General features: G+C 69.9%; 24 protein-coding genes. 4 read left to right on the plus strand and 20 right to left on the minus strand.

What is annotated here, in order from left to right; all coding sequences use genetic code 11:
* Nucleotides 1-30 precede the first annotated feature (30 nt).
* From Tchl_RS06025 to Tchl_RS06040, 4 genes are read right to left on the minus strand one after another with little or no spacing between them, the layout of a single operon-like run.
* Complete coding sequence (locus tag Tchl_RS06025; protein WP_075147602.1) at nt 31-1,005, minus strand: glycosyltransferase family 4 protein; 975 nt, start codon at nt 1,003-1,005, stop codon at nt 31-33.
* Nucleotides 1,002-1,616, minus strand: a complete 615-nt coding sequence (locus tag Tchl_RS18260) for a CatB-related O-acetyltransferase (RefSeq protein ID WP_269745443.1) — start codon at nt 1,614-1,616, stop codon at nt 1,002-1,004. Before Tchl_RS18260 ends, Tchl_RS06025 begins: the two co-directional genes overlap by 4 nt.
* 11 nt (nt 1,617-1,627) lie before the next feature.
* Nucleotides 1,628-2,641: a class I SAM-dependent methyltransferase gene (locus Tchl_RS06035; RefSeq protein WP_075147603.1), complete on the minus strand. Its 1,014-nt coding sequence runs from the start codon at nt 2,639-2,641 to the stop codon at nt 1,628-1,630.
* A gap of 21 nt (nt 2,642-2,662) precedes the next feature.
* A complete protein-coding gene (locus Tchl_RS06040) occupies nt 2,663-3,298 on the minus strand; it encodes a BUD32 family EKC/KEOPS complex subunit (RefSeq protein ID WP_075147604.1) in 636 nt (211 codons plus the stop codon).
* 105 nt (nt 3,299-3,403) lie between these two features.
* Here Tchl_RS06040 and msbA point away from each other — a divergent pair, with 105 nt between their 5' ends.
* Nucleotides 3,404-5,197 (plus strand): lipid A export permease/ATP-binding protein MsbA, encoded by a 1,794-nt coding sequence (msbA, locus tag Tchl_RS06045; RefSeq protein WP_075147605.1) that lies wholly within the window; start codon nt 3,404-3,406, stop codon nt 5,195-5,197.
* 27 nt (nt 5,198-5,224) lie between these two features.
* Here msbA and Tchl_RS06050 read toward each other — a convergent pair whose 3' ends face one another.
* The 8 genes from Tchl_RS06050 to Tchl_RS06085 form a co-directional block, all read right to left on the minus strand.
* Nucleotides 5,225-5,905, minus strand: coding sequence for a lipopolysaccharide kinase InaA family protein (locus Tchl_RS06050; protein ID WP_075147606.1), 681 nt, complete (start codon nt 5,903-5,905; stop codon nt 5,225-5,227).
* Entirely contained in the window at nt 5,896-6,600 is a 705-nt protein-coding gene (locus Tchl_RS06055; protein ID WP_075147607.1) for a class I SAM-dependent methyltransferase, read from the minus strand. The genes Tchl_RS06050 and Tchl_RS06055 overlap by 10 nt, the downstream gene beginning before the upstream one ends.
* A 148-nt stretch (nt 6,601-6,748) precedes the next feature.
* On the minus strand, nt 6,749-8,839 hold the full coding sequence (locus Tchl_RS06060) for an LTA synthase family protein (RefSeq protein WP_075147608.1): 2,091 nt from the start codon (nt 8,837-8,839) through the stop codon (nt 6,749-6,751).
* Complete coding sequence (locus Tchl_RS06065) at nt 8,836-9,564, minus strand: phosphatase PAP2 family protein (RefSeq protein ID WP_075147609.1); 729 nt, start codon at nt 9,562-9,564, stop codon at nt 8,836-8,838. The genes Tchl_RS06060 and Tchl_RS06065 overlap by 4 nt, the downstream gene beginning before the upstream one ends.
* Before the next feature lie 31 nt (nt 9,565-9,595).
* A complete protein-coding gene (locus Tchl_RS06070) occupies nt 9,596-11,344 on the minus strand; it encodes a phosphoethanolamine transferase (protein ID WP_075147610.1) in 1,749 nt (582 codons plus the stop codon).
* Between the two features lie 112 nt (nt 11,345-11,456).
* Entirely contained in the window at nt 11,457-12,776 is a 1,320-nt protein-coding gene (locus tag Tchl_RS06075; protein ID WP_232311669.1) for a sensor histidine kinase, read from the minus strand.
* A complete protein-coding gene (locus Tchl_RS06080; RefSeq protein ID WP_075147612.1) occupies nt 12,745-13,413 on the minus strand; it encodes a response regulator transcription factor in 669 nt (222 codons plus the stop codon). Before Tchl_RS06080 ends, Tchl_RS06075 begins: the two co-directional genes overlap by 32 nt.
* A 156-nt stretch (nt 13,414-13,569) precedes the next feature.
* The gene (locus tag Tchl_RS06085; protein WP_075147613.1) at nt 13,570-14,022 is read right to left on the minus strand and encodes a hypothetical protein; all 453 of its coding nucleotides are present in this window, start codon (nt 14,020-14,022) and stop codon (nt 13,570-13,572) included.
* Between Tchl_RS06085 and Tchl_RS18120 the strand changes: the two genes are divergently transcribed.
* From Tchl_RS18120 to Tchl_RS06100, 3 genes are read left to right on the plus strand one after another with little or no spacing between them, the layout of a single operon-like run.
* Nucleotides 14,021-14,662, plus strand: a complete 642-nt coding sequence (locus tag Tchl_RS18120; RefSeq protein ID WP_232311670.1) for a DUF1924 domain-containing protein — start codon at nt 14,021-14,023, stop codon at nt 14,660-14,662. The two genes, Tchl_RS06085 and Tchl_RS18120, sit on opposite strands and share 2 nt — an antisense overlap.
* A 23-nt stretch (nt 14,663-14,685) precedes the next feature.
* Nucleotides 14,686-15,177 carry a diheme cytochrome c gene (locus tag Tchl_RS06095; protein ID WP_075147615.1) on the plus strand — a complete coding sequence of 164 codons (492 nt, stop codon included), beginning with the start codon at nt 14,686-14,688 and terminating at the stop codon, nt 15,175-15,177.
* A gap of 11 nt (nt 15,178-15,188) precedes the next feature.
* Nucleotides 15,189-16,532, plus strand: coding sequence for a ferredoxin reductase family protein (locus Tchl_RS06100; RefSeq protein WP_075147616.1), 1,344 nt, complete (start codon nt 15,189-15,191; stop codon nt 16,530-16,532).
* Nucleotides 16,533-16,583: 51 nt separating this feature from the next.
* Here Tchl_RS06100 and Tchl_RS06105 read toward each other — a convergent pair whose 3' ends face one another.
* The 8 genes from Tchl_RS06105 to cobC all read right to left on the minus strand — a co-directional run bounded on the left by Tchl_RS06105 (nt 16,584) and on the right by cobC (nt 24,883).
* Nucleotides 16,584-18,032 carry a lipopolysaccharide kinase InaA family protein gene (locus tag Tchl_RS06105; protein WP_083945167.1) on the minus strand — a complete coding sequence of 483 codons (1,449 nt, stop codon included), beginning with the start codon at nt 18,030-18,032 and terminating at the stop codon, nt 16,584-16,586.
* Entirely contained in the window at nt 18,029-18,883 is an 855-nt protein-coding gene (gene rfaP, locus Tchl_RS06110; RefSeq protein WP_075147617.1) for a lipopolysaccharide core heptose(I) kinase RfaP, read from the minus strand. The genes Tchl_RS06105 and rfaP overlap by 4 nt, the downstream gene beginning before the upstream one ends.
* Entirely contained in the window at nt 18,880-20,019 is a 1,140-nt protein-coding gene (locus Tchl_RS06115; protein WP_075147618.1) for a glycosyltransferase family 4 protein, read from the minus strand. Before Tchl_RS06115 ends, rfaP begins: the two co-directional genes overlap by 4 nt.
* The gene (gene waaC / locus Tchl_RS06120; RefSeq protein ID WP_075147619.1) at nt 20,019-21,107 is read right to left on the minus strand and encodes a lipopolysaccharide heptosyltransferase I; all 1,089 of its coding nucleotides are present in this window, start codon (nt 21,105-21,107) and stop codon (nt 20,019-20,021) included. Before waaC ends, Tchl_RS06115 begins: the two co-directional genes overlap by 1 nt.
* Before the next feature lie 7 nt (nt 21,108-21,114).
* The gene (gene waaF / locus Tchl_RS06125; protein WP_075147620.1) at nt 21,115-22,224 is read right to left on the minus strand and encodes a lipopolysaccharide heptosyltransferase II; all 1,110 of its coding nucleotides are present in this window, start codon (nt 22,222-22,224) and stop codon (nt 21,115-21,117) included.
* Between the two features lie 36 nt (nt 22,225-22,260).
* On the minus strand, nt 22,261-23,223 hold the full coding sequence (gene rfaD, locus Tchl_RS06130; RefSeq protein WP_075147621.1) for an ADP-glyceromanno-heptose 6-epimerase: 963 nt from the start codon (nt 23,221-23,223) through the stop codon (nt 22,261-22,263).
* Nucleotides 23,224-23,241: 18 nt separating this feature from the next.
* Nucleotides 23,242-24,210 (minus strand): D-glycero-beta-D-manno-heptose-7-phosphate kinase, encoded by a 969-nt coding sequence (gene rfaE1, locus Tchl_RS06135; protein ID WP_075149603.1) that lies wholly within the window; start codon nt 24,208-24,210, stop codon nt 23,242-23,244.
* Nucleotides 24,211-24,331: 121 nt separating this feature from the next.
* Nucleotides 24,332-24,883 carry an alpha-ribazole phosphatase family protein gene (gene cobC / locus Tchl_RS06140; protein WP_075147622.1) on the minus strand — a complete coding sequence of 184 codons (552 nt, stop codon included), beginning with the start codon at nt 24,881-24,883 and terminating at the stop codon, nt 24,332-24,334.
* Nucleotides 24,884-24,916: the final 33 nt, after the last annotated feature.

Below are 24,916 nucleotides of genomic sequence, written 5' to 3' on the forward strand. Positions count from 1 at the left end.
GTCTCGCACTGGACGTTGCCGTAGTCTCCGTCACAGGCTGGCGAGGGCGGCGGCGATGCGGTTGAAAACCGCGTCGATCGAGTATCGTTCGGCGACCAGCCGTTGTCCGGCCATGCCCAGGCGCTGGCGCAGGCCAGGGTCCGCCGCCAGCCGGGCAATCGCCTGCGCCCATTCTTCGGCGCTGTCGACGAGGAAACCGTTGTTGCCGGGGTGGACGACTTCGGCATTGACGCCGGCATTCGACGACACCACCGGCAGACCCGCGCCCATGTATTGCAATACTTTCAGCGCGCATTTGCCGCGGCTCCAGTCATCGTTGCGCATTGGCGCGATGCCGATGTGGGCGGAGGCCAGTTCGGCGGCTTCGGTGGCCGCCTGCCAGCGCACCGGGAGAATGGCGATGCCAGCCGTCGGCAGATCGAAGTCAGCGATGATCTTGAGCCGCAGCGCGGCGACCCGGCTGGCGGCAAGGCGCAGGGCGGGGAGCGCTTCCTCAAGGTAATTGCGCGTCGAACTGCTGCCGATCCACACCAGGTCCACCGTTGCGGTCGGCTTGTCCACCCTTGTCAGGTACTTGCCGGCGTCGATGCAGGTCGGGATCAGGCTCACCGCCGGGTTGAAGCGTGCGGCGGTGGCAGCGAGGAAGGCGTTGCCGGCGAGGATGTGGTCGCAGGTGCGTGCCATCGCGGCGAAGCGCTTCATCCGTGTTGGTGACGGTGTGCCGTCGCTGTTGCAGAAAATGGCGTCGTCGAAGTCGAATACCAGGCGGCGGGCGCTGCGGCGCAACAGCCACAGCAGCGCGGTAGGGAAGACTTTGCGCTGGACGACGACGATGTCGGCGTGCCGTGCCGCATGCAGCGCCTGCAGGTATGCGGCGGCGCTGCCGGCGATGACGAGGTGGTGGGGGCTGAACCCGGCCTGCTCGAAACGGCTGAAGAACTGGAGTGCCCGGTAGCGGGTGGAAGATGCGTCCTCGCCCTTCGACAGGAAAAGAATTTCTTTCATGCGCGCTCGCCTCCGGGAGTGTCCGCCTCGGCCGCGTCGAGGAAGCGCGTGGGATCGTCCGACAGCAGCAGCGGCAGGTAGGTGCGGATGCGGTCGTCGCTCCAGTGCCACCAGCGCGCCCGGAGCAGGCGCGCGATGATGACCGGATCGAAGCGGTAGCGCACGATGCGTGCCGGGTTGCCGGCGACGATCGCGTAGGGAGGCACATCACGGGTGACGACCGCGCGCGCGCCGACGACCGCGCCGTCGCCGATGGTGACGCCCGACATGATCATGGCCTCGGTGCCCAGCCAGACATCGTTGCCGATGACGACGTCGCCGCGGCTGCGTGGATGGCCGGTGATGTGACCAGCATCGGCGGGCCAGATTGCCGGGAAGGGGAAGGTGGTGACCCAGTCTGCGCGGTGCTCGCCGCCGAGGAAAACCTTTACGCCGGCAGCGATCGAACAATAGGCGCCGATCGTCAGCGTCGTGCCTTCCTTCCAACTGCGCACGGTGAGATCGCCGTAGGAGCCGCGGCCGATCGCGTACTGGGGAAAGCGCTCCTGCAGGGAGCGCTTTTGGCGCCGCCATCTGCGGCGGAATCGATCGAGCAGCCGGACCATGCGCATGCGGTGTCCAGTCAACATCCCGCCGCGCAGTTCAGGGCGGCGGCCGGCGTCGGTTTGCGGCATTCGGCGTGAATGACGTCACCACGCCCGCTGCGCTGTGCGAGCCAGACGTAGGCGCGGGCCAGGGTGCGCCGCCAGCGGATTTTCTTCGACGGCTTGCTGCGGTTGCGCAGGATGTAGTCGAGGCTGTTGAGGAAAATCTTCGGAGTCGTGCCGAGGCGGAGGCGGTCGGGGACGAGGCCGTGGCATGCCAGCAGCAATTCGAGGTTGCGCGGATTGTAGAGGAACAGGTGGCGAGGGATTTCGTTGGCGAACCAGTTCGCGCTCAGCCAGGCGCGGCCGAGGGCGTCGCTGTTCGGCGTTTCCATGATCAGCCGGCCGCCTGGCTTGAGGATGCGGGTGATCTCGGCGACGAAGGCTTGCGGCTCCGGGATGTGCTCGATCACGTGCCGCACGGTAATGACGTCGAAACGGTCGTCGGCGAAGCGCGCCGAGGGGAGATCGCCGTGATGGACCGGCAGTGCGGCCTTGTGGCACGCGCGCACGCCGTCGGGGCTGAACTCGACGCCCTGCACCGTCCACCCGAGTGCGCGCATGGCAGCAAGAAAGCGGCCGTTGCCGCAGCCGACGTCGAGCAGCTGTCCGCCGGGAATGAAGGGCGGCGGATCGAGATCGACGAATGGCGCCGCCAGCCGTGCCAGCAGCGCATCGACCGGCCCGCCTGCCAGGTGGCGGTAGCCGAAGCGATGACTGAGCACCGCCTTCTTCACCCGGCTGGGCGGGCGGGACGCCTTTTCTTCCTCGTAGATGTCGTAGTGGGGCGGATAGAAGCCCGCGATCGTGGCCGCATCCGGCATCGGCTGCTGGAAGATGCAGTCACAGGCGACACAGCGGCAGTAATCGTGACGGCGATGGAGGTCGAACATCAGGTCGCGGCCGCTGAAGTCGTAGCGTGCGGCACCGCTGCAGATCGGGCAGGTAGCGGCCGGTGCGGGATCGGCGAGGTCGTCGTGTGTTGGGTTCATGCAGGCGTGGAGCGGTCGTGGTCAGGTCGGGACAACGGCGTCGGCGATGCGGGTGTCGCCTGCGCCCTCGGCGTAGCCGGCACGGAAGGCGGCGGTGCCGTCGGCAGTGAGCCAGGCGCGGTCGGCTTCGATGCGGAGCAGGTGCTTCATATTGCGCCGCCGGCGGTGGTGGTGCAGGGGCCGGCGGGTGATCCGCAGGTCAGCGACATCGATGAGGCCCAGCTCACCCGCCGGGGTGAGGACGATGTTGCCCAGGTGCAGCGAGCGGAAGTACACGCCGAGTTGGTGCAAGCGGGCGACGAAGCGGCCCAGGCGGTATCGCAGGTCGGCCGGTCCGGCACCGGCGGCAACCAGTTGGCGCAGCGTACTGCCCGCCAGCGGCCGGTAACGTACCGCGTCCCGGGCGATCGACCGGATACGGTACACCGCGACCGGCTCCGGCGAGCGGATACCCAGCGCTGCCAGCCCGCGGGCATTGTCGGCGAAGCGGTTGGCGTAGGGATGCCAGGCCGCCGACGACAACAGCCGCTTGCGGCGGAACAGTTTGAGGAAGCTGCCGTCGCCCAGCGCCAATACCTTGTCGCCGAAGAGATCGGCTTCGATTACCTGGGCATGGGCGCGGATCGCGAGATAGTCGGAGTGGCTGAGCCGGATCACCGTCGGGCCTGTGTATCGAAAGGGCGGATTCTACCGGCCAGGATAGTGGGGGTGTGGCTGGCAGCGCATGGTAACATCGCCCGTTCCTCCAGCGCAGCACCCGCCATGTCCACAACCGGCGCGGAAACCAAAACCGCATCCAGCCTCAAGATCTACCTCCGCCTGCTGGGCTATGTGCGGCCCTATATCGGCACCTTCGCCGTCAGCATTCTGGGCTTCATCATTTTCGCCTCGTCGCAGCCGATGCTGGCCGCGGTGATGAAGTATTTCGTCGACGGCCTCACCGACCCGGCGGCGGCGCTGGACGTGGGCGTGGCGCTGGTCGATGGGGTGGCGTTGATGAAGGCGGTGCCGCTGATGATCGTGCTGATCGCGCTGTGGCAGGGGCTGGGGTCCTATCTCGGCAACTACTTTCTGGCCAAGGTGTCGCTGGGCCTGGTGCACGATCTGCGTGTCCGCCTGTTCGACAGCCTGCTCCGGCTGCCCAACCGCTACTACGACGCGCACAACACCGGCCACCTGATCTCGCGCATCACCTTCAACGTGACCATGGTGACGGGGGCGGCGACCGATGCGATCAAGATCGTGTTCCGCGAGGGGCTGACGGCGATCTTTCTCGTCATCTACCTGCTGTGGATGAACGCGAAGCTTACGCTGGTGATGGTGGCGGTGCTGCCGGTGATCGGCGTGCTGGTGAACATCGCCAGCCGCAAGTTCCGCAAGCAGGCGAAGAAGATCCAGGTGGCGATGGGCGACGTCACCCATGTGGCCTCGGAAACCATCCAGGGCTATCGGGTGGTGCGCAGCTTCGGCGGTGAAGCCTACGAGTCGGGACGCTTCGCCGCGGCGAGCGCAAACAACACCCGCAAACAGCTGCGGATGGTGAGGACCAACGCGATCTTCACCCCGAGCCTGCAGCTGGTGACCTACGCGGCGATGGCGGTGGTGCTGTTCCTGGTGCTGCTGCTGCGCGGCGATTCGAGTGCCGGCGATCTCGTCGCCTACATTACCGCGGCCGGCCTGCTGCCCAAGCCGATCCGCCAGCTCTCCGAAGTAAGCTCGACGATCCAGCGCGGAGTGGCGGGAGCGGAGAGCATTTTCGAGCAACTCGATGAGGTGCCGGAAGTCGACGACGGCACCGTCGAACGCGAGCGGGTGGAGGGGCGGATCAAGGTCCGCGGGCTGGCCTTCCGCTACCCGGGTGCGGAGCGTCCCGTGCTGCACGACATCGCCTTCGACGTCGCGCCCGGGCAGATGGTGGCGCTGGTGGGGCGCTCGGGCAGCGGAAAAACCACGCTGGCGAACCTGATCCCGCGTTTCTACCACTACGAGGACGGCCAGATCCTGATCGACGGGGTCGAGGCGCGCGCCTACCGCCTGCGCAACCTGCGCCGCCACATCGCGCTCGTGACCCAGCAGGTCACCCTGTTCAACGACACCGTGGCGAACAACATCGCCTATGGCGATCTGGCCGGGGCGCCACGCGCGGCGATCGAGGCTGCGGCCGAAGCGGCCTATGCGAAGGAGTTCATCGATCGCCTGCCGCAGGGCTTCGACACCGAAATCGGCGAGAACGGCGTGACCCTCTCCGGCGGCCAGCGTCAGCGCCTGGCGATCGCCCGCGCGCTGCTCAAGGACGCACCGATCCTGATCCTCGACGAGGCCACCTCGGCACTCGACACCGAATCCGAGCGCCATATCCAGGGCGCGCTCGACCATGCCACCGCGGGGCGTACCACGCTGGTCATCGCCCACCGCCTGTCGACGATCGAGAAGGCCGACCTGATCCTGGTAATGGATCAGGGCAGGATCGTCGAACGCGGCACCCACGCCGGGCTGCTGGCGGCGGGCGGAGCGTATGCCCGCCTGCACGCAATGCAGTTCCGCGACGAAGGCTGAGCGCGCTTCAGACCGCCGCCAGGGTGGTCATGGCGGGGACGGCGCAGCCAGGGCGCGCTGGTAATGACAGAGGAGATCCCGCCAGTCGGTGTCGGGCATCGGGCTGCGGTGGCGGTCGAGCTGAGCGAGGTCGCGGCGCGATGCCAGCCGCGGCAGGAGCCGGCGGCGGGCCTTTTCCAGATCGAGCAGGGCGACATCCACCGCGGCGCTGTTTTCGGTGCTGCGCACGAAAATGTGCTTGGGATAGAGGCAGCCGTGCTGCCAGTGGCCGCGATGCATCCGGGCGAGCGTCCGCGCGAGTTCGCGTAACATCGCCGCCCGGGTGGCGGGGTCGTGAGGCTGGTGGTACCAGGCGTCCAGGTTCAGGTAGCCCTCGAGCGCCTCGGTGACGAGGATCGCCTGCCACTGGCCGTCCTGGCTGCGGGCGCCGCAGTAGGTCAGCGTCGGTACATGCACTTCGAGGGCGGCGAGGGCGCGCAGGGCTTCCGCCTCGCGCAGCACCGTGGGGCGGCCGAAAGGATGCCGCAGGGAACGGTGAACATGGCCCGTTTGCCGCTTCACGTACAGCATCGATCCTGTTTCGCCGCGCAGCAACTGCACTCCGCTGTTGCCTCCGCGGCGAACATTCGGCGCCTCGACCCACTCGCCCCGCGTGTTCCACCAGTGGATGAAAGGTTGGGCAGGGTCGGTGCCGGCGCTTAGCGGCATGACGGGGCCGCCCTGCGCAAGACATAGACCCGCCACATCGCATAGCCGGGGAGGAAATCGTGGCGACCGACGATGCCGAAACCGGCACGGACGAATTCATCCTCGATCACGCTGCGGGAGACGACGAAGCGGTTGGCATTGCTGCCGGTTTTGCCCGCCGCGGCGCGGCGCCGTTCGAGGCGGGCACGCTTCCAGGCCTTGTAGTTGCCATCGACCCAGAGCGAGAGGATCACGGTGTCGCGGGTGACCCGGTGGAACTCCTTCAGCATGGTCAGGCGGTGTGCGCTGTCGCTGATGTGATGCAGCAGGCGCATGCAGAAGATGCAGTCGACGGCGCCGTCGGGGAGGTCGATGGCGAAGGCCGAGGTGCGAAAGGCTTGCACGCGGCGGACGATGTCGGCCGGCTGGTTGGCGAGCGCCGTTTCCAGCATCGATTCGGAGTTGTCGGCGGCAAGGATTTCGCGATCCGGACGCTCGGCCAGTAGCGGCCAGAAGCGGCCGGCGCCGCAGGGCAGATCGAGCACCCGCTGCGGATGGCCGGCCTGGGCGAGCGCGCGGCGCGCGAGCTGGACGTCGCGCAGGTGGGAGATACGCCGGGTGAGGCCGTCCTGGTGCTTGGCAAGATACTGAGCCGCGTGGGCGCGGTCGTATTTATGCGAGAACGCCAGGTCGACCGGTGCGTGCTTCATCGGCATTCGTTGTTCCTCTCCATGTCGGGGTGGGGGTGGGCGTGATCGGATTCGGTCCGGACCAGCATGCACGTCCGAGTTTAGGAAAAGCTTAACAAACCGGGTGTCCGCGCGCCATGGACTCTTTGGCCGGGCCCGAGTGCGCACGGTGTCGTCATTGGTCGCCAGCAGCTGGCCGGCGAGGTGCGTTGGCCGCGGCCGTCGTGTGCGTCGTGGTTACTCCGGCCGTGTTTTCGAGCAGGCTGCGGGTTGCCGCGTGGAGGAAGGCTTCCAGCCGGTGCGCCATCGTTTGCTCCCGTGCGGCATCCTCGAACGCGTCCGCTGCGGCAGTCGCGCCGACGCGGTAGCGATAAAGCCTGCCCCGGCGGTTTTCGGACAGCACCAGAGCGGTGTCGCCTTCGAGGATGGCGACGTTCTGGCTGCTGCCGGAGGGCTTGATGACGCCGAAGCCGGGGTCGCCCGCAGGCAGTGCGAGCAGGTCGCGGCCCCAGCATTGGTGGGTGGTCGCGCCGCCGAGCCGGCCCATGATCGTCGGCACGACGTCGACCTGGGTGCCGACGACGTCGCGCGTGGCGCCGAACTTCTCCTGGATGCCGGGGGCGATCAGCAGCAGCGGCACGTGGAAGCGCAGCAGGTCGATGTCGGTGAGCTGTTCCACGCCGCCGAAGCCATGGTCGCCGACGATCACGAACAGCGTGTCCTTGAACGAGGGCAGTTGCCGCGCCTGCTCGAAAAAGCGGCCCAGCGCCCAGTCCGAATAGCGCATCGCGGTCAGGTGCTGGTCGTAGGCACCGTGGCCCGTCACCGGTTCGACCGGCAGCGGATCGGGCAGCGCATAGGGGCTGTGGTTGGATAGCGACTGCAGCAAGGCGTAGAAGGGCTTGTCGCCGCGCGCGCGCAGTTCGGCGATGGCGCGGTCGAACATGTCCTGGTCGGAAACGCCCCAGGTCGGGTCCGAGAACACCGGGTTCACGAAGTCCCTGCGGCCGATGAAGGTCGTCATGCCCTGGTTGCTGAAGAAGCCGGCCTGGTTGTCCCAGGCGAAATCGCCGTTGTAGACGTAGAGGTCGTCGAAGCCGCGGGCGCCGAGCAGCTGCGGCAGGCCGGAAAATTTCTGCGCGCCCTCGGGCGTCTGCATCAGGTACTCGAAGCCGGGCAGGTTGGGAAAGCAGGCCATGGTGGCGAACATGCCTTGGTGAGTGTGCGTGCCGTTCGAGAACATCCGGGTAAACAGCAGGCCTTCGCGTGCCAGGCGGTCGAACTGCGGCGTGATGCGGCTGTTGTCGCCGAGGGCGCCGACGTAACGTCCCGCGAAGCTCTCCAGCAGGATCACGACGACGTTGCGCACCGGCAGGGCAGTGGCCGCGGGTGGCACGTAAGTGCGGCGCACGGCGGCCTGCCCGGCGTCGACCAGCGTGTCGTTCGCTGTCAGCAGCTGTTCGCGGATGACGTGGGCCGCTTCGCCGTCGGCCATTGCGTCCTGCCAGGCGAGCTTGCGCTGGTCCGACCGCGCGTGCTTGGCGGCGTCGTACAGCGTCAGGGCCCCATTGAGACCGAGATGGTTGGCGAACATCGAGTCGGTCGTGAACGCATCGCCCCAGCGTAGCGGCGGCCCCTGGCGAAGTGTGCCGCGTGCGGCTGCCACCGATACCACTACGCACAGCAGCAGTGCCAGCCAGCGCCAGCCCGGGTGTCCCGCGGCCTTTATCGCGTGCGCGGGAGCGGGGTGCGTGGAGCGGTCGAGGCGGTGGAACAGCCAGGCCAGCAGGGCGCTTGCCGCCAGCCAGGCGAGCATGTAGCGGGCTACCGGGAAGCCATGCCAGACCATGCTCAGGACGGTACCTGGATCTTCCTTGAAATATTGGAAGAACAACTTGTTCAGGCGCTGGTGGAATTCGCGGTAGAAGTCGAGCTCGATGACGCCGAGCAGCAGGGCGAGGCTGGCGCAGGCGGTCAGCCACAACCGGTGGGCGCCGCGTGCGGCCATCGCGCGCGTGCTCGCGAGCGACAGCACCAGGGGCAGGCAGATGAACGACACCAGCCGCAGATCGAAGCGCAGGCCATTGAAAAAGGCTTCGGCCAGGATGGCAGGCGCGATGCCGTCGATCAGTTCCCGGTTGTGCACCAGCAGCGCCAGGCGCAGCAGGAAGAACATCGACAGCAGCAGGGCGGCACTGCCGAGGAGGAAGCCGAAGTGGGCGCGCAGGCTGATCGGCGCTGCCGCGTGCGGGGTGGGGCGGTTCATGGGTAGGCCGTAGTCGGGGGCGTGTTAAGACGGATGTCGGCGCGGACAACGATGGCGAGGGTGGTGCTCAGCATCCACGCCAGCCACAGCGTCCACAGCGTGTGAGACAGGAAGTGCGCCCCCTGCAGCATGCGTGCCGTGCCAAGGGTCCCTCCCGCGAGCAGCGCGGCCAGGAGCGCACGGCGTACTGCATGCCGTCCGGTAGGTCTGAGCGCCACGGCCCATACGATCCACAGGAAACCCGTGGATGCATGGCCAGCCGGGAAGCACTGACCGGCCTTGATGCCCTGGGGGGCGGCCTCGAACAGGCGGAGATAGGGCGCATAGCCGCCGAAATCGATGATGTCCCACGGGCAGTAACGCGCCGTCATCAGCTTGATGGTCGCGGTCGCGGCCGGAATCGCCACCATGCCAATCGCCGCGAGCAGGGCATTGCGCGGCGGCAGCCAGCTCAGCCGGCCCTTCCAGCCCTGCCAGCACAGCCAGAGGCTTGCCGCCACCAGGACGTAGGTGGCCTGCTTGGCTGCCCTGTGCATCACGGCCTCGAGAAACCATGCCCGCCGCAACGGGAAGACGCCGAGCTCGGGGTCGAAGAAGGTCCGCGCAAGCCGGCGGTCGAGGTCGGTGCCTTCGAATGCCCAGAACAGCAGCAGTGCGCTCAACGCGAGGAGCGCGTACTGCGACAGCAGCCATCTGCGTGCTGAATCGAATCCTGGCGCGGACATGGTGGCAGCAAGCCCTTTCGTCGGCACGTCGTCAGCTCCGGCAGGGTGCGGTGAGATCCAGCGTCTGGTCATGCACCGAGGTGTTCACATCGAGCAGGCCGAGGACGGTGTGGAAGAGGTTGTCGTGTGAGGTGGGCCTGGTGGCCTGCGCGCGCAGGCAGACCGGGGCGACCCGGTTGCGGGCGGCGAAGCCGGACGACAGCCACATCACCATCGGCACGCGGGTCTGTTCCGCGGGGGCGATCGAGTACGGCAGGCCGTGCAGGTAGAGGCCTTTTTCGCCGAGCGACTCGCCGTGGTCCGAGACGTAGAGCAGCGCGGTGTCGTAGCGCGGGGTCAGCTCCTGCAACAGGTCGATGGTGCGCGCGAGCACATGATCGGTGTACAGCAGGGCGTTGTCGTAGCTGTTGGCGATCTGTTCGCGGCTGCATTGCGACAGGTCCTCGTCGTCGCAGGTGGGCATGAAGCGGCGGAAGGCGTCCGGGTAGCGGCGAAAGTAGGCGGGACCGTGGTTGCCGAGCTGATGCAGGACCAGCACGAGGTTGCCGTCGGCATCGCGCAGCAGGCTGCGACTGCTTTCAAGCAGGGCTGCATCGAGGCAGCGCTCGCCCTGGCACAGCTCCGGCAGGCTGGCCGGCTCCGGACGCATGCTCTCCACGCCTGCGCACACGCCCTTGCAGCCAGACTGGTTGTCGATCCATACCACCCGCAGGCCGGCGTGCCGCAGGGTGTCGAGCAGGGATTCGCTGCTGTGGATGGCGTCCTCGTCGTAGTGTCGCCGTCCCTGCACCGAGAACATGCAGGGGACCGACACCTCGGTGTTGGTGCCGCAACTGGTCACGTCCGGAAAATTGACGACCTGGCGCTCGGCAAGCTCGGGCGTAGTGTCGTGGGCCGGAGACTGCCCGGCCCCGCGGTTCAGCCCCCAGTTGGCCGCGCGCGCGGTCTCGCCGACCACGATCACGAACAGGACCGGCTTTTTTGCCGCGGCCCAACTCGCCCCCAGGCGGGCATCCGCGCCGACCGGCCGGCGCGGCACGCTGGCCGCGTGCGCGTCCCGGGTCAGCACGCGTGCCAGCGACCAGAGCGGAGCGGCCGGCGTGATCAGGTAGCGCAGTTCCTTGTGGTTGCGCATTTCCCCCGAGAAATCCTTGAATACGCTGCCGAGCGCTCCTGCGGTCACGCTCAGTGCGAGCACGACGGATGCGCTGCGGATCGCCAGCGCTCGCCGCAGTGGACGCTGGCGCAGGCGGGCGCGCTGCAGGATGAAGAGCGCTGGCAGGGCCAGCGCGGCGACCTGCAGGAAGAAACCGGCTGTGAGCAGTTCGCGCGCTTCGGCGACATCGGTGCGCAGCGCGTTGCGCAGCATGCTCGGGTCGAAATACACCCCGAAGTGGTCGGCGTAGTAGTGCGTGACGGCGGCCACGAAGATCAGTGCGCCCAGCAGCGGCTTCGCCGTCCAGCGGTTGAGCAGGGGCGCGAGGAGCAGGAAGTTCAGCGCCGTCAGGGCCACCCCGACCGCGAGTGCGTAGGCAGGGGCTTCGCCGCCGCTGCCGTGGCTCGCCAGCAAGGCGTGCCAGAAAGGCCTGTTGCAGGCGAGCGAGAAGTACAGGCTGATGCCGAGCAGCAGGCCTTCGATGGAGACTTCGGGACGCCAGCGCGTTGCGGCCGTCCAGACGGATGAGAATGCGGAAACACCGTACGCGCGAGTCTTCGCGCCGGTCGGAGTGCCGCTGGGTGCGGTGAGGGAGGAAACGAGGGGCTGATGCCGTTCGGGCATGGTCGCGCGGAGCCGGAGAGGATCCGCGCAATCTACGGAAGCGCCCGTGAGGAAAGCGTGATGCGGGTGTGAGGAAAGTGTGAGCGCTGCCCGCCTGCGCCTGCGCCTGCACCTACGCCGACGTCGGGCCTGCGCCGAAGTCGATCGTCAGGCAGGCGCCGCCGTCGGGCCGGTTCGCGGCGTGGACGCTCCAGCCGCAGGCCGTGCAGATGTGCCGGACCAGCGCCAGGCCGAGGCCGTGTCCCGGTTTGCTCCCGCCGCGCCGGAAGCGCTCGAAGCAGCGCATCGGATCTTCCGTCCCGAAGCCCGCGCCGCGGTCGCGCACCTCGAGCCGGCGCCCTTCCAGCACCACCTCGATCGCGTGCCCTTCGCCGTGGCGGAGTGCGTTCTCCAGCAGGTTGTGCAGCACCAGCGCCAGCAGGTTGGGGTCGGTCGCGACTTCGGCCTGGGGGTCGATGCGGATCGTCAGCGCCTCGGCCCCGGCGGGGTGCAGGCGGCTCCATGCGCTGTGTACCGCGGCGCCCAGGTTGACCGGCTCGACGACTTGCGGCCGGGCCTCGCGGGCGAGCAGCAGCAGGCTGTGGGCGAGTGTGGTCGTGCGGTCGGTGGTGGCGATGATGCGCTCGGCACGGCGACGGGCCTTGTCGGACAGGGTGCGGTCGGTGAGCAGCATTTCGGCGTCGCTGCGGATGCCGGCCAGGGGGGTGCGCAGCTCATGCGACAGGTTGGCGCTGAAGTCGCGCTCGCGCGCGAGCACGGCCGCCTGCCGGGCCTCGGCCCGGTCCAGGGCGCGGGCCACGGCAAGGAGTTCGGCGTCGAGACTTTCCTCGGCGAAAGGGGTGCCGTCGCGCTCGCCCTCGACGCGTTCGGCGAGCGTCTCCAGGCCGCGCGTCATCCGGCCCGCGATCGCGTAGGCGAGCACGAAGGACAAGGCGACCAGCATCAGGCCGCCGATCACGACCGCGGTGGTCACCGCGGACTCGCGCGCGCGATGCTCGGATTCGTCATAGACGAGGACGTAGCGCTGGCTGTCGGCCTCGCGGACGGCGACGTGCAGTTCGCGCCCGGAGGACCAGTCCTCGTGGTTGCCGAGCGGAAGCCCGGCCAGTTCCGGGCTCAGCCCTTGCGGCAGTTCCGCCCCCGGGGTGAAACGGTACAGAGCCATGTGCGGCGTCTGCGGCCCGATCAGGATGCCGAGCTGGCGGCTGTGCTCGATGCTGTACTGCAGTTGCTCGTCGAGCGTGCCGTCGATGAACTCTTCTTCCATCTCCTCGTAGAGTCCCACCAGGGCGAGCGACTGCGCGACGATGAGGACGAGCAGCATGGCCGTGACCGACACCGCGATCCGGATGCGCATGCCGCCCGACAGCCAGCGCCGTCCGCCGTGGTGTGCGGCGCTCTCAGCGGTTGACGAGTTTGTAGCCGAGGCCATGGACATTCACCACCTGGGTGGGGGCGTCGTCGCCGAAGGCTCGACGCAGGGTGTGCAGCACGCTGCGCAGATTGTCACTGTTGTCCTGCTCGTGGCCCCAGACCGCGATCTCCAGCTCGCGCCGGGAGAACACGCGCTCGGGCTGCGAGAGCAGTTCGGCGACCAGACGCAGGGCCTTCGGGGGCAGCGCGAGGAGACGGCCCTGCAGCCGTACTTCCTGTGTTGCGGCCTTGAACTCCAGTTCGCCGTGGCGCAGCACCGGATCGGCCGGGCGGGCGGTGCTGCGCCGCGCCAGCGCCAGCAGGCGCACCTCGAGCTCCTGCAGGGCGAAGGGCTTTACCAGGTAATCGTCGCTGCCGGCCTCGAAGCCGAGGAGCTTGTCTTCCAGCGCGTCGCGCGCGGTCAGCACCAGGATCGGGGTCGCGCGGCCCTCGGCCCGCAGCCGGCGGGCGAGCGCGAGGCCGTCGCCGTCGGGGAGGTTGCGGTCGAGGACCAGCGCATCGAACGGGGAGCGTGCGAGCAAGGCCGATGCCGTCGCGATCGAGTCGGCGTAATCGCACTGGTGGCCGCGTGCCTCCAGGTACTCGTAGATGTTCTCGGCGATCGTGCGGTCGTCTTCGATGATGAGCAGGTGCATCGGGGCTCGATGGAATCGGGTGGATGGGGGCGATGCGCGGACCGGGTCCGCTTCGGTGCTTCGGGCGCCGGGTCGAGCGCCGCATCCATTCTCCGCCCCCGCGCAGGATGTTGCGAGAACCGCAGTGCCTGGCGCGGGGTGAGGGCTTTCATCGATTCAGAGGTCTGTCGGTCGGGGGGCGGCGCATCCCAGGGTCTTCAGCAGCACATTGTAAAGACGATGATCCTCTTCCAACCGCCGGACGGCGAGTCGGCGGGCATCGACGTGGGTGGCGTTGCGCATCAGCGACAAGGCATCGCGCATGTCGCTCAGCAGCAGGCTGGCTTGCGCCCGTTGCGTCCGCTGCGCGGGCAGATTCGCCCGCAAGGCGTCGAGGTGCGCGCCGAGTTCGAGGGCCAGCTGCGCTTCGTCAGCGGATGCTACCGCTTGTCCGGCCGGATCGGCCTGCGCCGCCCGCAGATGAGCGCTCACGGCATCGGTCTCGTGGCGAACCGATGTGCAGGTTTCCTGCGGAAGAGATGACGGTTCGTCCGGTGCGGCGTGCGCTTGAAGGACGCTGCCGGCAATCAGCACGGACAGCAGCGAGGAGCGTAAAAAGGCGGTCTTCATGGGAAAGGCTCCGTGGTCAGGAAAGGCGGGAGCGTGGCCCATTCATCCTGAACTGGAGCTGAACCGCGGCTTCCGCCCCTCGCCGCCGCGCGCCCGTCGTGCGTTCAGCTTCGATTCATTCGCGCCCTTGCACACTGGGCACCCGATTCCGGACGAATGGCGGACGAATGGCATCCAGCCTGCCCGTCCGGTCGAGTTTCCGACCCGGATCAAGGAGCGAACCATGAACTGCAAATTCCGCACGATCGCATTGTCGTGCTGCATCGGCGCGAGTGCCGGGGTGCTGGCGGCCCCGCCCGCCGATCTGATCGCCCGCTATGCGGCCGAGGCGCGTGTCGCCGACCCCGCTTTTGCGGGCTTCTCGGCCGCTCGTGGCGAAACCCTGCATCGCACCCCCCACGCCGGTGGCAAGCCCGATACCCCGGCATGTACGTCATGTCACGGCGATGATGCGCGCGCACCCGGCCGGACCCGCACCGGCAAGGCCATCGAGCCGATGGCGGCGTCGGTGGCGGCAACGCGCTACACCGATCCGGCGAAAGTCGAGAAATGGTTCAAGCGCAACTGCACCGAGGTCCTGGGCCGCGAGTGCAGCGCTCGCGAGAAGGGCGACTGGCTCGCCTGGGTGGCAACGCAGTAAGCACCGATCACGGAGATTCCCCCATGAAAACCGTTCCCTTCCGTCCGCTCGCCCTCGGTGTCGCCGTGCTCGCCGTGACCGTACTGCTTTTCGGCCGCGCCCGCGCCGGAGACCAGGATTACTACCCGCCGGTGACCGACAAGATCACGCTGCAGGAGTGTGGCAGCTGTCATATCGCCTTTCCCCCATCGATGCTGCCGGCAGCATCGTGGAAACGCATGATGGGTGAGCTGGCGAACCATTTCGGCGACGACGCCAGCGTCGATGCCGACACCGCCGCCGCGATCACCCGCTACCTGACCGGTCAGGCGGGCGATGCCTCGGGCCGGCCCGGCAAGCTGCTGCGCGGTCTGCGCCCGGGCGAAGCGCCGCTTCGCATCACCGAGTTGCCGAAGTGGGTGCACGAGCACGACGAGGTGCCGAAAGCCGACTGGACGCGCAAGGATGTGGGGAGCAAGGCCAACTGCGGCGCGTGCCACCTCGACGCCCAGCAAGGCTATTTCGAGGACGATTGAGGGGCGGGGCCGTGAAACGCTGGTTGTCTGCCTTCCTCGCCCTGGTGACGCTGGCATGGGGCTGGACGCTGCTGTCGGCGCCGGGGTCCGCCGGCGCGGGTCCGGGCAATCCGTGGGCGGTGCGCGAACATGCGCTGACGCTCACCGGGCTGTGGTCCTTTGCCCTGATGTCCCTGGTGATGGTGCTCGCCACTCGGCCGGTCTGGCTGGAGCGCCCTTTTGGCGGCATGGACCGTATCTACCGTGTCCACAAATGGGCGGGCATCCTGGCGATCGGCTTTGCCGCGCTGCACTGGCTGGTCGAGCTGTCGGCCGGCGTGATCAAGGCGGTCTTCGGCCGTGAAGGCCGCCTGCCCAAGGATCGCGGCGGCGACTTCCTGGAAGCGATGCGCGACGTTGCCGAGGAACTCGGCGAGTTCGCGGTCTATGCGCTGCTGGCGATGCTGGTGCTGACGCTATGGAAGCGCTTCCCGTTCAGGGCCTGGCGTTACCTGCATAAAGCGATGCCGGCGCTGTACCTGGTGCTGGCCTTTCATGCCGCCTTCCTGGCGCCGCTCGATTACTGGGGGCAGCCGGCCGGCGTCCTGCTTGCGCTGCTGATCGCCGCCGGATCGGTTGCCAGCGTGCTGGCCCTGGCGGGCTGGATCGGCCGCCGCCGTCGCGTCGGCGGGGTGGTGGAGTCGGTGCGCGAATCCGGCCCCGGCCTCACCCAGGTCACCTGTCTCCTGGACGAGGGCTGGCGCGGGCATCGCCCTGGGCAATTCGCCTTTGCCACCTTCGACCGCTTCGAGGGCGCCCATCCGTTCACGATCGCCGGCGCCGATCGTGGCGACCGCCGCGTCACCTTCGAGATCAAGGCGCTGGGCGACTACACCCGGGGCTTGGCCCGGCGGCTCGAGGCGGGCCGGGCGGTGGAGGTCGAGGGGCCTTATGGCTGCTTCGAGCTGCCGCGCGGACGAGGCCGGCGGGGCCAGGCGTGGGTCGCCGGCGGGATCGGCGTGACCCCGTTCCTCGCCTGGCTGGAAGCGTTGCAGGCGACGCCGGAGCAGGCCCCCGACGTGGACTTCTATTATTGCGTGCGCGACCGTGCCGCGGACCCATTCGTCGCCCGGCTCGAAATCTTGTGCGCGGCGCTTCCGGCGGTGCGGCTGCACGTCATCAGCAGCATCCACAACGAAAGCTTGAGTGCGGAAGTTCTGGGCACGGAAGTCCTGGGCGATCGCATGGGGAAAAAGGAGGTGCTCGAAGTCTGGTTCTGCGGCCCGCAAGGCCTCGCCGAGCGGCTGCGCCAGGGGTTCCGTGACATGGGCGCGGCCGGCATCCGCTTCCATCAGGAGGTGTTCGAAATGCGCTGAACGCCCGGCGGCGGGCGCGCGCGCCCGCGGCTGAGCGGCGCGGCCCCGGCGTCAGGCGGCGGGCAGTTCGGTGTCCAGCCAGCGGTGCAGGGCGCTGCCCGCCGGCCAGTTGCGCAGCAGACGGGCGCGGTCGCGCCGCCAGGCGCGGGCATGGGCCGCGGCGCTGCGGTGCTGGCGCAGGGCGTCGAGGTCGATGACGACGATGCGGCCTTCGTGCCACAGCAGGTTGGTGGCCTTGAGGTCGCCGTGGGAGATGCGCTCGCGGTGCAGGGTGGCGAACAGCTGGCGCAGGGCCTCGGCTTCGGCCGCGGGTGGACCGCGGTCGACATGCGGGGCGAGATGTTCGAGCAGGTTCCGCCCCGGACACCAGGCATTGACCAGCCAGGCGCGCCGGCGCAGTGGGCCGAAGCGCTCTTCGACCAGGGCCAGCGGTGCCGGCGTGGCGATGCCGAGAAAGGCGAGGCGGTGGCCGGCGACCCAGGAATGGGCGGCGCGGCTCGCACGCCAGGCGCGCGACAGCGCGTGGCCGGCGTTCTTGATGTTGTAGCGCTTGATCACCAGCGCCTGGCCGGCGATTTCGGTGCGCGCCACCGTGCATGTGCCGCCGTCCTTGAGCAGCTGGCCGGCGGCGAGGGCGCGGTCGGGGTCGGCGAGCAGGGGGGCGAGCGCTTCGGCCTGGTCGCGCACTACGGCGCTGAAGCGGTCGAGGCGCTGTTCCACCCGGAACAGGGTGCAGTCGCGCAGGACCTTGCCGAGAAAGGCCTGCAGGCGGGCGCTGCGGGTGGCAGCGATGCGGGCGCGCAGGGCGGGAACGTCGAGTGCGGGCAGGGCATCGTCGGCGCTGCGCCAGGCCTCGATCAGGAGCGGGAGCCGGGCATCCCACCCTGCCGGCAGCTGCGCGGCGAGGATGGCGAAGTTGGCCGCGGCCTGGGCGGCATCGAGCGGCCGTTCGGGGCGGAGGGCGCGCACCGCATCGCCGTCGATCACCAGCAAGCGGTCGCCGTGGACCAGGAAATTGCCCAGATGAAGGTCGTCCTGCACCAGGCCGCAGGCGTGGAGCCGGCCGAGCAGGGTGAACGCGGGGGCGAGCACGGCGAGGGCGCGCGCGCTGCCGGCCGCTTCGGCGGCCTCCGCCTCCCAGCGTGCGGCGAGGCTGTCGGCGCCGTCGAGAAAGGCGGTGAGCAGGGCGTGGCCGCCGTTTTGCAGGGGAGCCGCGGCGAGCAGCGCCGGAGTGGGGATGGCGGCGGCGGCGAGGGCCTCGATGCCGCTGCGTTCGCGCTGCCAGTGGCGGGCGCTGGCGGGGGCGATGAAGAGCTTGGCGAGCACGCGGCGGCCTTCGAACTCGGCCTCGCCGACCAGGCGCTTGCCCGGCAGCACACGCAGCAGGCGGTGCAGCGTGAGGCTGCGGCCGTCGGCCAGCTGCGCGCGCAGCGGCAGGGCCGGGTGGCGGCCTGCCGCACGCAGCGCCGCGGCCGTCTGCAGCGGGGCCGGCGTGCTCACTCGCGTGCCTCCGGCGCGTACTTGCGCAGGTAACGTGCGTGCAGCTTGTCCGCGCGCCGTGCCAGGCTGCGCAGCAGCGCCGCCTCGCGGCGCAGGGTGGCGCGCAGCGGCCCCGGGAAGTAGGCGCGCAGAAAGCGCAGCAGGTCGCGCCGGGTGAGGCCGATCTCGAGCGCGGAGAAGTACAGCCCGGCCAGATCCTTGTCGCGCCAGCGCCGCGGCGTGCGGCGGCGGACCTGGCTGCGGTGGAGGTCGATCAGCGACAGGCGTAAGGCATCGGGAGCGGGCGGCGGCGCGGTGTGGAGGAGAAAATGGCAGAGGTAGAAGTCGCGGTGGTTCATGCCGCCTTCGTGCATGCGCCGGGCCATCTCGGCGACGCGCCCGATCAGGGCGCGCTTGAGCGCGGGCGGCGGTGGGTGGGCGGGCCAGTCGCGGCAGTAGTCTTCCAGGCTCACCGTCGGTGCGAGCGCCTCGGTGATGATGAACGAGTGCTGGCGGGCGGGGTTGCGGCCGCGCTCGCCGAAGGCCACGGCGCGCATCGTGGCGACGCCGACTTCGCCCAGGCGGGCGATGGCGCGCCATTCGTTGCGCGCGCCGAGCACCGGCAGGCGCAGCGAGAACAGGTTCTTGAAGATCTCGCCCCAGCCCACGCCGCGGTGGATCTTGACGAAGTAGGCGCGGTCGCCGACTTCGGTGCGCAGCGTGCGCCGGCCTTCGAGTTCGCGGAACACCTCGCCCTGCAGCGCCTCGACCGCGGCGAACGGGTCGCGCCCCTGCCACAGGCTGCGGAAGGGCTCGTCGACGAAGAGGGTGGTGGTCGCGGCGCGGGCCGTGGCGGAGGCGGGCGGTGTCATCGTTGGGCGGTGGCGTCGGCCGCAGGCTGCAGGATCCGGTCGGCGGCGCGCTCGGGCAGGCTGTAGAGGTCGGCGCGGGCGGCGAAGGCGAGGCCGTTGGCCTGCCAGCGGCGGCGGTCGTCGTCGGCAGAGAGCATTTCGGCGAGGCGGATGTCGAGTGCCCCCTGCTCGAACGGGCTGGGAACGACGCGGCCGGCATCGGCGTCGGTGATGTAGTGGGCGTAGCCGCAGACCGCGGTGGTGAGTACCGGCAGACCGGCGACGATGGCTTCGAGCAGCACGGTGCCGGTGTTCTCGTTGTAGGCGGGGTGGATCAACAGATCGGCGCCGAGCAAAAAGCGCGGCACGTCGCTGCGGCCCTTCAGGAACTGCACATGCTCGGCCAGGCCCAGGGCGATGGCCTGCAGCTTGAACGGCTTGGGATCGTCCTGGCCGATCACCATCAGCCGGGTGCGCCGGCGCAGGGCCTCGGGCAGCGCGGCGAGCGCCTTCAGGCTGCGATCCAGCCCCTTGGTCTTGAACCCGGAGCCGATCTGCACCAGCAGCAGGTCGTCGGTGCCAAGGCCGAACTCCTGGCGGAAGGCGGCGCGGATCTCGCCCGCGTTCGCCGGCGCGCGTCGATCCGGCGCAATGCCGGGCGGCAGCAGATGGAAGCGCCGCTCCGGCGTGCCGTAGTGGTGCACGAACAGCGGCTGCTGCACGGCGGAGATCATCAGGATCTCCGTTCGGCTGTCGGCGCCGAACACCGCGCGCTCGTAGGCGGCGAAGTGGCGGTAGCGCCCGCCGAGGCGGTAGAGCGGGTTGCGCAGGGTCTGCGCCTTGTCCTCGAAGCAGGGGTCGGCGGCGTAATAGACGTCCAGCCCCGGCATCTTGTTGAAGCCGATCACGCGCCCGGCGGGGCGGCGGGCGAGGTCGGCGCGCACCCAGTCGGTGTACTTGCGGTAGCGGAGGTGATTGAACAGTGCGCGCACCGGCACGTGCACGACCTCGAAGGCGGGCGGCACTTCGCCCTGCCATTCGAGCACATAGACCCGGATCGCGTGGCCGCGCGCCTGGCAGGCCTGGGCGATGCGCAGGAAGTCGCGCTGCATGCCGCCGAAGGGGAAGTACTTGTACAGGCAGAAGGCGAGCTGCATCAGGGGGCCTCGCTGCGGTCAAGTACGGCGGCGAGTTCGGCCCACACGCGTTCCGGCGCGACGCGGGTGAAGCACAGCGGCTGTTCTCGGGCGAAATCGGGGCGGGCGCGGTCGACCGCGCTCGGCGTGTAGCGGCAGCGTTTCTGCAGGCAGGGCGCGCAGGGGAAGTCGGACGCCAGGTGGCGCTGGCCGGCACCCCAGGTGCCGGTGAAGCCGGGGTTGGTCGGGCCGTAGACCGAGACCGTGGGCACCGCGAGCGCCGCCGCGAGGTGGCCCAGCCCGGTGTCCACCGCGACGCAGGCGCGCGCGCCGGCGAGCTCGGCGGCGACGCCGGCGAGCGTCAGCCGCGGCAGCACGCAGGCGCCAGCAAGCCCTTCGGCCAGGCGCTCGGCGCGGGCGCGCTCGGTGTCGTTGCCCCAGGGCAGGCGCACCTGCCAGCCTGCGGCGCAGGCGCGCTCGGCGAGGCGGCGCCAGTACAGTTCGGGCCAGTGCTTGGTCGCCCAGGTGGTGCCGTGGAGGAAGAGGAGATAGGGCGCGCTGGCGCCGGCCGCCTGCGCGGCGCCAGCGAGCACACGGGCGCGGTCGAGGCCGTAAGGGTCGGCCGCTGCGGCGGGCCCGTCGGGCAGGGCGTAGCCGAGCGCGGCGGCGAACAGCTCGCGCACGCGCAGCACCGCGTGCCGGCCCCAGGCGACGGCGTGGCGATGGCGGTAGAACAGGCTGGCGAGCGGCTCGCGCGCCGAGCGGCGGTCGAGGCCGTGCACCGGGCCGTGGGCGTGGCGGGCGAGCCAGGCGCTCTTGAGCAGGCCCTGGGCGTCGATCACCGCGTCGTAGCGCCGGGCGCCGATCGCCGCCGTGAACGCGCGCCACTCGCCGCTGCGCCAGGCCCGCAGCGGATGCTTGCGCCAGCGCCGCAGCGCGACCGGGATGACCCGGTCGACCGCCGGGTGCCAGCGCGGGATCTCGGCGAAGCCTTCCTCCACCACCCAGTCGAAGCGGATGTCGGGCAGCACGCGCGCGGCGTCGGTGAGCGCCGGCAGGGTGTGGATGACGTCGCCGAGCGAGGACGTCTTGACGATCAGCACATGCATCGCCGCGTCAGGCCCGCCCGGTGAAATGGACGGTTTCCGCCCCGCTCCGGCCGCCGGCGTGCTCGAGCCCGGCGAGGCCGAGGCCGCCGAGCGCGGCGAGGATGCGCTCGGGGGCGATGTCGGTGAGGCAGCGGGTGTGGCCGAGCGGGCAGGTGCGCTGGAAGCAGGGCGAACATTCCAGGCGCAGGGTCTGGATGGCGATGCGCTCCGACAGCGGCGGCGTGTGCTCCGGGCTGGACGAGCCGTAGATCGCCACCAGCGGCAGTTCGAGCGCGGCGGCGACGTGCATCAGGCCGGAGTCGTTGCTCACCGCGGCGGCGCACATCGCCAGCAGGTCGACGGCGTCGCCGAGGGCGGTGAGGCCGGCGAGGTTGGTCACCGCCGGGTTGCCCGCGGCGATTGCTTCGCCGGCGGCGCGGTCCTTGTTCGAGCCCAGCACCCAGACCTGGTAGCCGCGCGCGCCCAGCGCACGCGCGAGCGTGGCGAAGTGCGGGATCGGCCACTGCTTGGCGGGGCCGTATTCGGCGCCGGGCATGAAGGCCACCGCAGGCCGTTCGGCGGGCAGCTCGAACCGTGCGCGCAGCACCGGCTGGTTGGCGGCCTGGGCCACCAGACGCGGCAGCGGCAGGGGGTCGGGCAGCGGCGTGGCGGCCGGTGCGGCCAGCGCGACGAAGCGCTGCACCGTCATCGGCAGCGCGGCCTTGTCGAGGCGGCGCAGGTCGTTGAGCAGCAGGTAGCGCATCTCGCCGCGAAAGCCGGTGCGCTGCGGAATGCGGGCGAAAAAGGGCACCAGCGCGGACTTCAGCGAGCCGGGGAGCACGATCGCCTGGTCGTAGCCTTCGCCGGCGAGCGAGCGGCCCAGCGCACGGCGCGTGCCGAGACCGAACTCGCCGTGGCCGAGCGGCATCACGATGCCGCGGCGCACTTCGGGCATGCGTTCGAGGATCGGCAGCGACCAGCCCGGCGCGAGCACGTCGATGGCGCATGCGCCGCGCTGTTTGAGCGCCTTGAACAGGCTCTGCGCCATCACCATGTCGCCGACCCAGGACGGGCCGACGACGAGGATGCGGCGGGCGCGGGCCTGGCCGGGGTGGGCCGGCGTGGTGGGCGAGGTCATCGGTTTCGGTTCAGGGCGTCGGTCCGCGGCGGCGCCTCAGCCGTGCGCCGCCAGCCAGTCGAGGTAAGCGGGCACGCCGCTCTCCACGTCCATGAACGGGCGCGCGTAGCCGGCGGCGCGCAGGGCGCCGATGTCGGCCTCGGTGAAGCTCTGGTAGCGGCCCTTGAGGTGCTCGGGGAAGGGGATGTAGTCGATGCCGCCGCCTTCCTCGCCGCGGGCGCGCATCCAGCGCAGCGCGGCGTGGGCGACGTCGTTGAAGCTTTGCGCGCGCCCGGTGCCGAGGTTGAAGATGCCCGACACCTGCGGGTTGTCGAGCAGCCACAGGTTCACCGCGACGATGTCGTCGACGTGGATGAAGTCGCGCCGCTGCTCGCCCGGGCCGTAGCCATCCGAGCCCTCGAACAGGCGCACCCGGCCGGATTCCTTCAGCTGGTTGTGGAAGTGGAAGGCGACGCTCGCCATCCCGCCCTTGTGCTGCTCGCGCGGGCCGTAGACGTTGAAGTAGCGCAGGCCCACGACCTGGCTGTCGAGGCCGGCGAGTTGCGGGCGCAGGTGGCAGTCGAACAGGAACTTGGAGTAGGCGTACATGTTCAGCGGATGCTCGAACTCGCGCCCCTCGCGGAACACCGGCCCCATGCCGTACACCGAGGCCGACGAGGCATAGATCAGCGGCGTCCGGCGCGCGACGCACCAGGCGAGCAAGGCCTTGGTGTATTCGTAATTCACCTTCATGACGAAGCGGCCGTCCCACTCGGTGGTCGAGGAGCAGGCGCCTTCGTGGAACACCGCGTCCACCTGGCCGAAGCCTTCGTCGGCCCGGATGCGGGCGAGGAAGTCATCCTTGTCCACATAGTCGAGGATGTCGGCGTCGGCGAGGTTGAGGCACTTGCGCCCGTCGCTGAGATCGTCGACGACGAGGATGTCGCGGATGTCGCGGGCGTTGAGGCCGTGGACGATGTTGCTGCCGATGAAGCCGGCGCCGCCGGTGACGATGATCATGGTGCGTTCCTCATGGTTTCAGGCGGCGGCGCCGGGCTCTACCGCGCGCTGGAGCGCCTCGGCGAGCTCGTCCGCGCCGACGGTGGCGGTGCCGAGCTTGCCGACGACGATGCCGGCGGCGACGTTGGCCACCGCGGTGGCCTCGGCCAGCGCCAGCCCGCAGGCCAGCCCGGCGCCGAGTACGGCGACCACGGTGTCGCCCGCGCCGGTGACGTCGAACACGTCGCGCGCGCGGGTGGGCAGGTCGAGCGGAGCCCGGCCCTTTTGCAGCAGGGTCATGCCGCGCTCGGAGCGGGTGATCAGCACCGCTTCGAGTTCGAGCGCCTCGCGCAGGGCCTCGCCGCGGCTGCGCAGGGTCGGCTCGTCGGCGCAGTGGCCGACCACGGCCTCGAATTCGCTCAGGTTGGGAGTGATCACGGTGGCGCCGCAGTAGCGGCCGAAGTCCGTGCCCTTCGGGTCGACCACCACCGGCACGCCGGCCTCGCGGGCGACGCGGATCAGGCTGCCGACCTGGGCCAGGGTGCCCTTGCCGTAGTCGGACAGCACCACCGCGCCGGCGCCGGGCAGGGCGTCTTCGAAGGCGCGCTCGATGCCGGCCGACTCGAGCACGGCGAAGTTGTCCTCGAAGTCGAGCCGGATCAGCTGCTGGTGGCGGCTGATGATGCGCAGCTTGGTGATCGTCGGGTGCTGCGGCGCTTCGAGCAGGCGGCACACCACCCGGCCGGCCTCCAGGCGCTGGCGCAGGCGCGCGGCGGCCTCGTCGCGGCCGACGAGCGCCACCAGTTCGGTGCGCGCGCCCAGCTCGGCGGCATTGAGGGCGACGTTGCCGGCGCCGCCGGCGCGGACCTCGTCGGCCTCCACCTTCACCACCGGCACCGGCGCCTCGGGCGAGATGCGGGTGGTCGAGCCGTGCCAATAGCGGTCGAGCATCACGTCGCCGACGATGACGAGGCGGCCGCGGGAGAATTCGGGCAGGGAAAGCGACATGATGTGGGTGGGCACGGACGGTCAGTCGCGGATTATCCCATGAAGCCGGGCGCGGCTGGGAGCGGTGGCGCACCGCGCGCGGGATGCGCCCGGGCGGTGCGCGCCGGCGCGGCGACGGCGCTCAGCGATTGAACCAGCGCAGGGTCGTGCCCCAGCTTTCGAGGTCGAGCCGGGTGGCCTGGCCGCACTGGAAGTCCAGCCCCAGCCAGCGCTCGGCGGGCAGGCCGAGGAGATGGCCGGCGAGCACGCGCAGCGGGCCGCCGTGGGCGACGACCACGACCGGCTGCGCCGGCGCGGCCTGCTGCAGCGCCGCGAGCCAGTCGAGCACGCGCGCCGCCATCTCGCGCGCCGACTCGCCGCCGGGGGCGCGAAAGCCGAGCGGGTCGGTCGCCCAGGCGTCGATCGCGGGGCCGATGGAAGCGAAGCTGCGCCCTTCCCAGTCGCCGAAATGCATTTCCTTCAGGCGGGCGTCGAGCGTCGGCGCGCCGAGCTCCTCGGCGAGCAGGCGGGCGCGGGCGAGCGGGCTGGCGTACAGCGCGTAATCCGGCGGCAGCAGCGGACGCAGGCGGGTGGCGACCGCGGCGGCGGATTCGGCGAGGCCGACATCGTGCTGGCCGTAGCAAATGCCGGGCTCGACCGCGGGGCGCGGGTGGCGGATCAGGTGGAGTTCCATGGGCTTCGGCGGGTGGGGGGTGATGCCTGGGGT

The organism is Thauera chlorobenzoica (assembly GCF_001922305.1).
GTDB classification, from domain to species: Bacteria; Pseudomonadota; Gammaproteobacteria; order Burkholderiales; family Rhodocyclaceae; genus Thauera; species Thauera chlorobenzoica.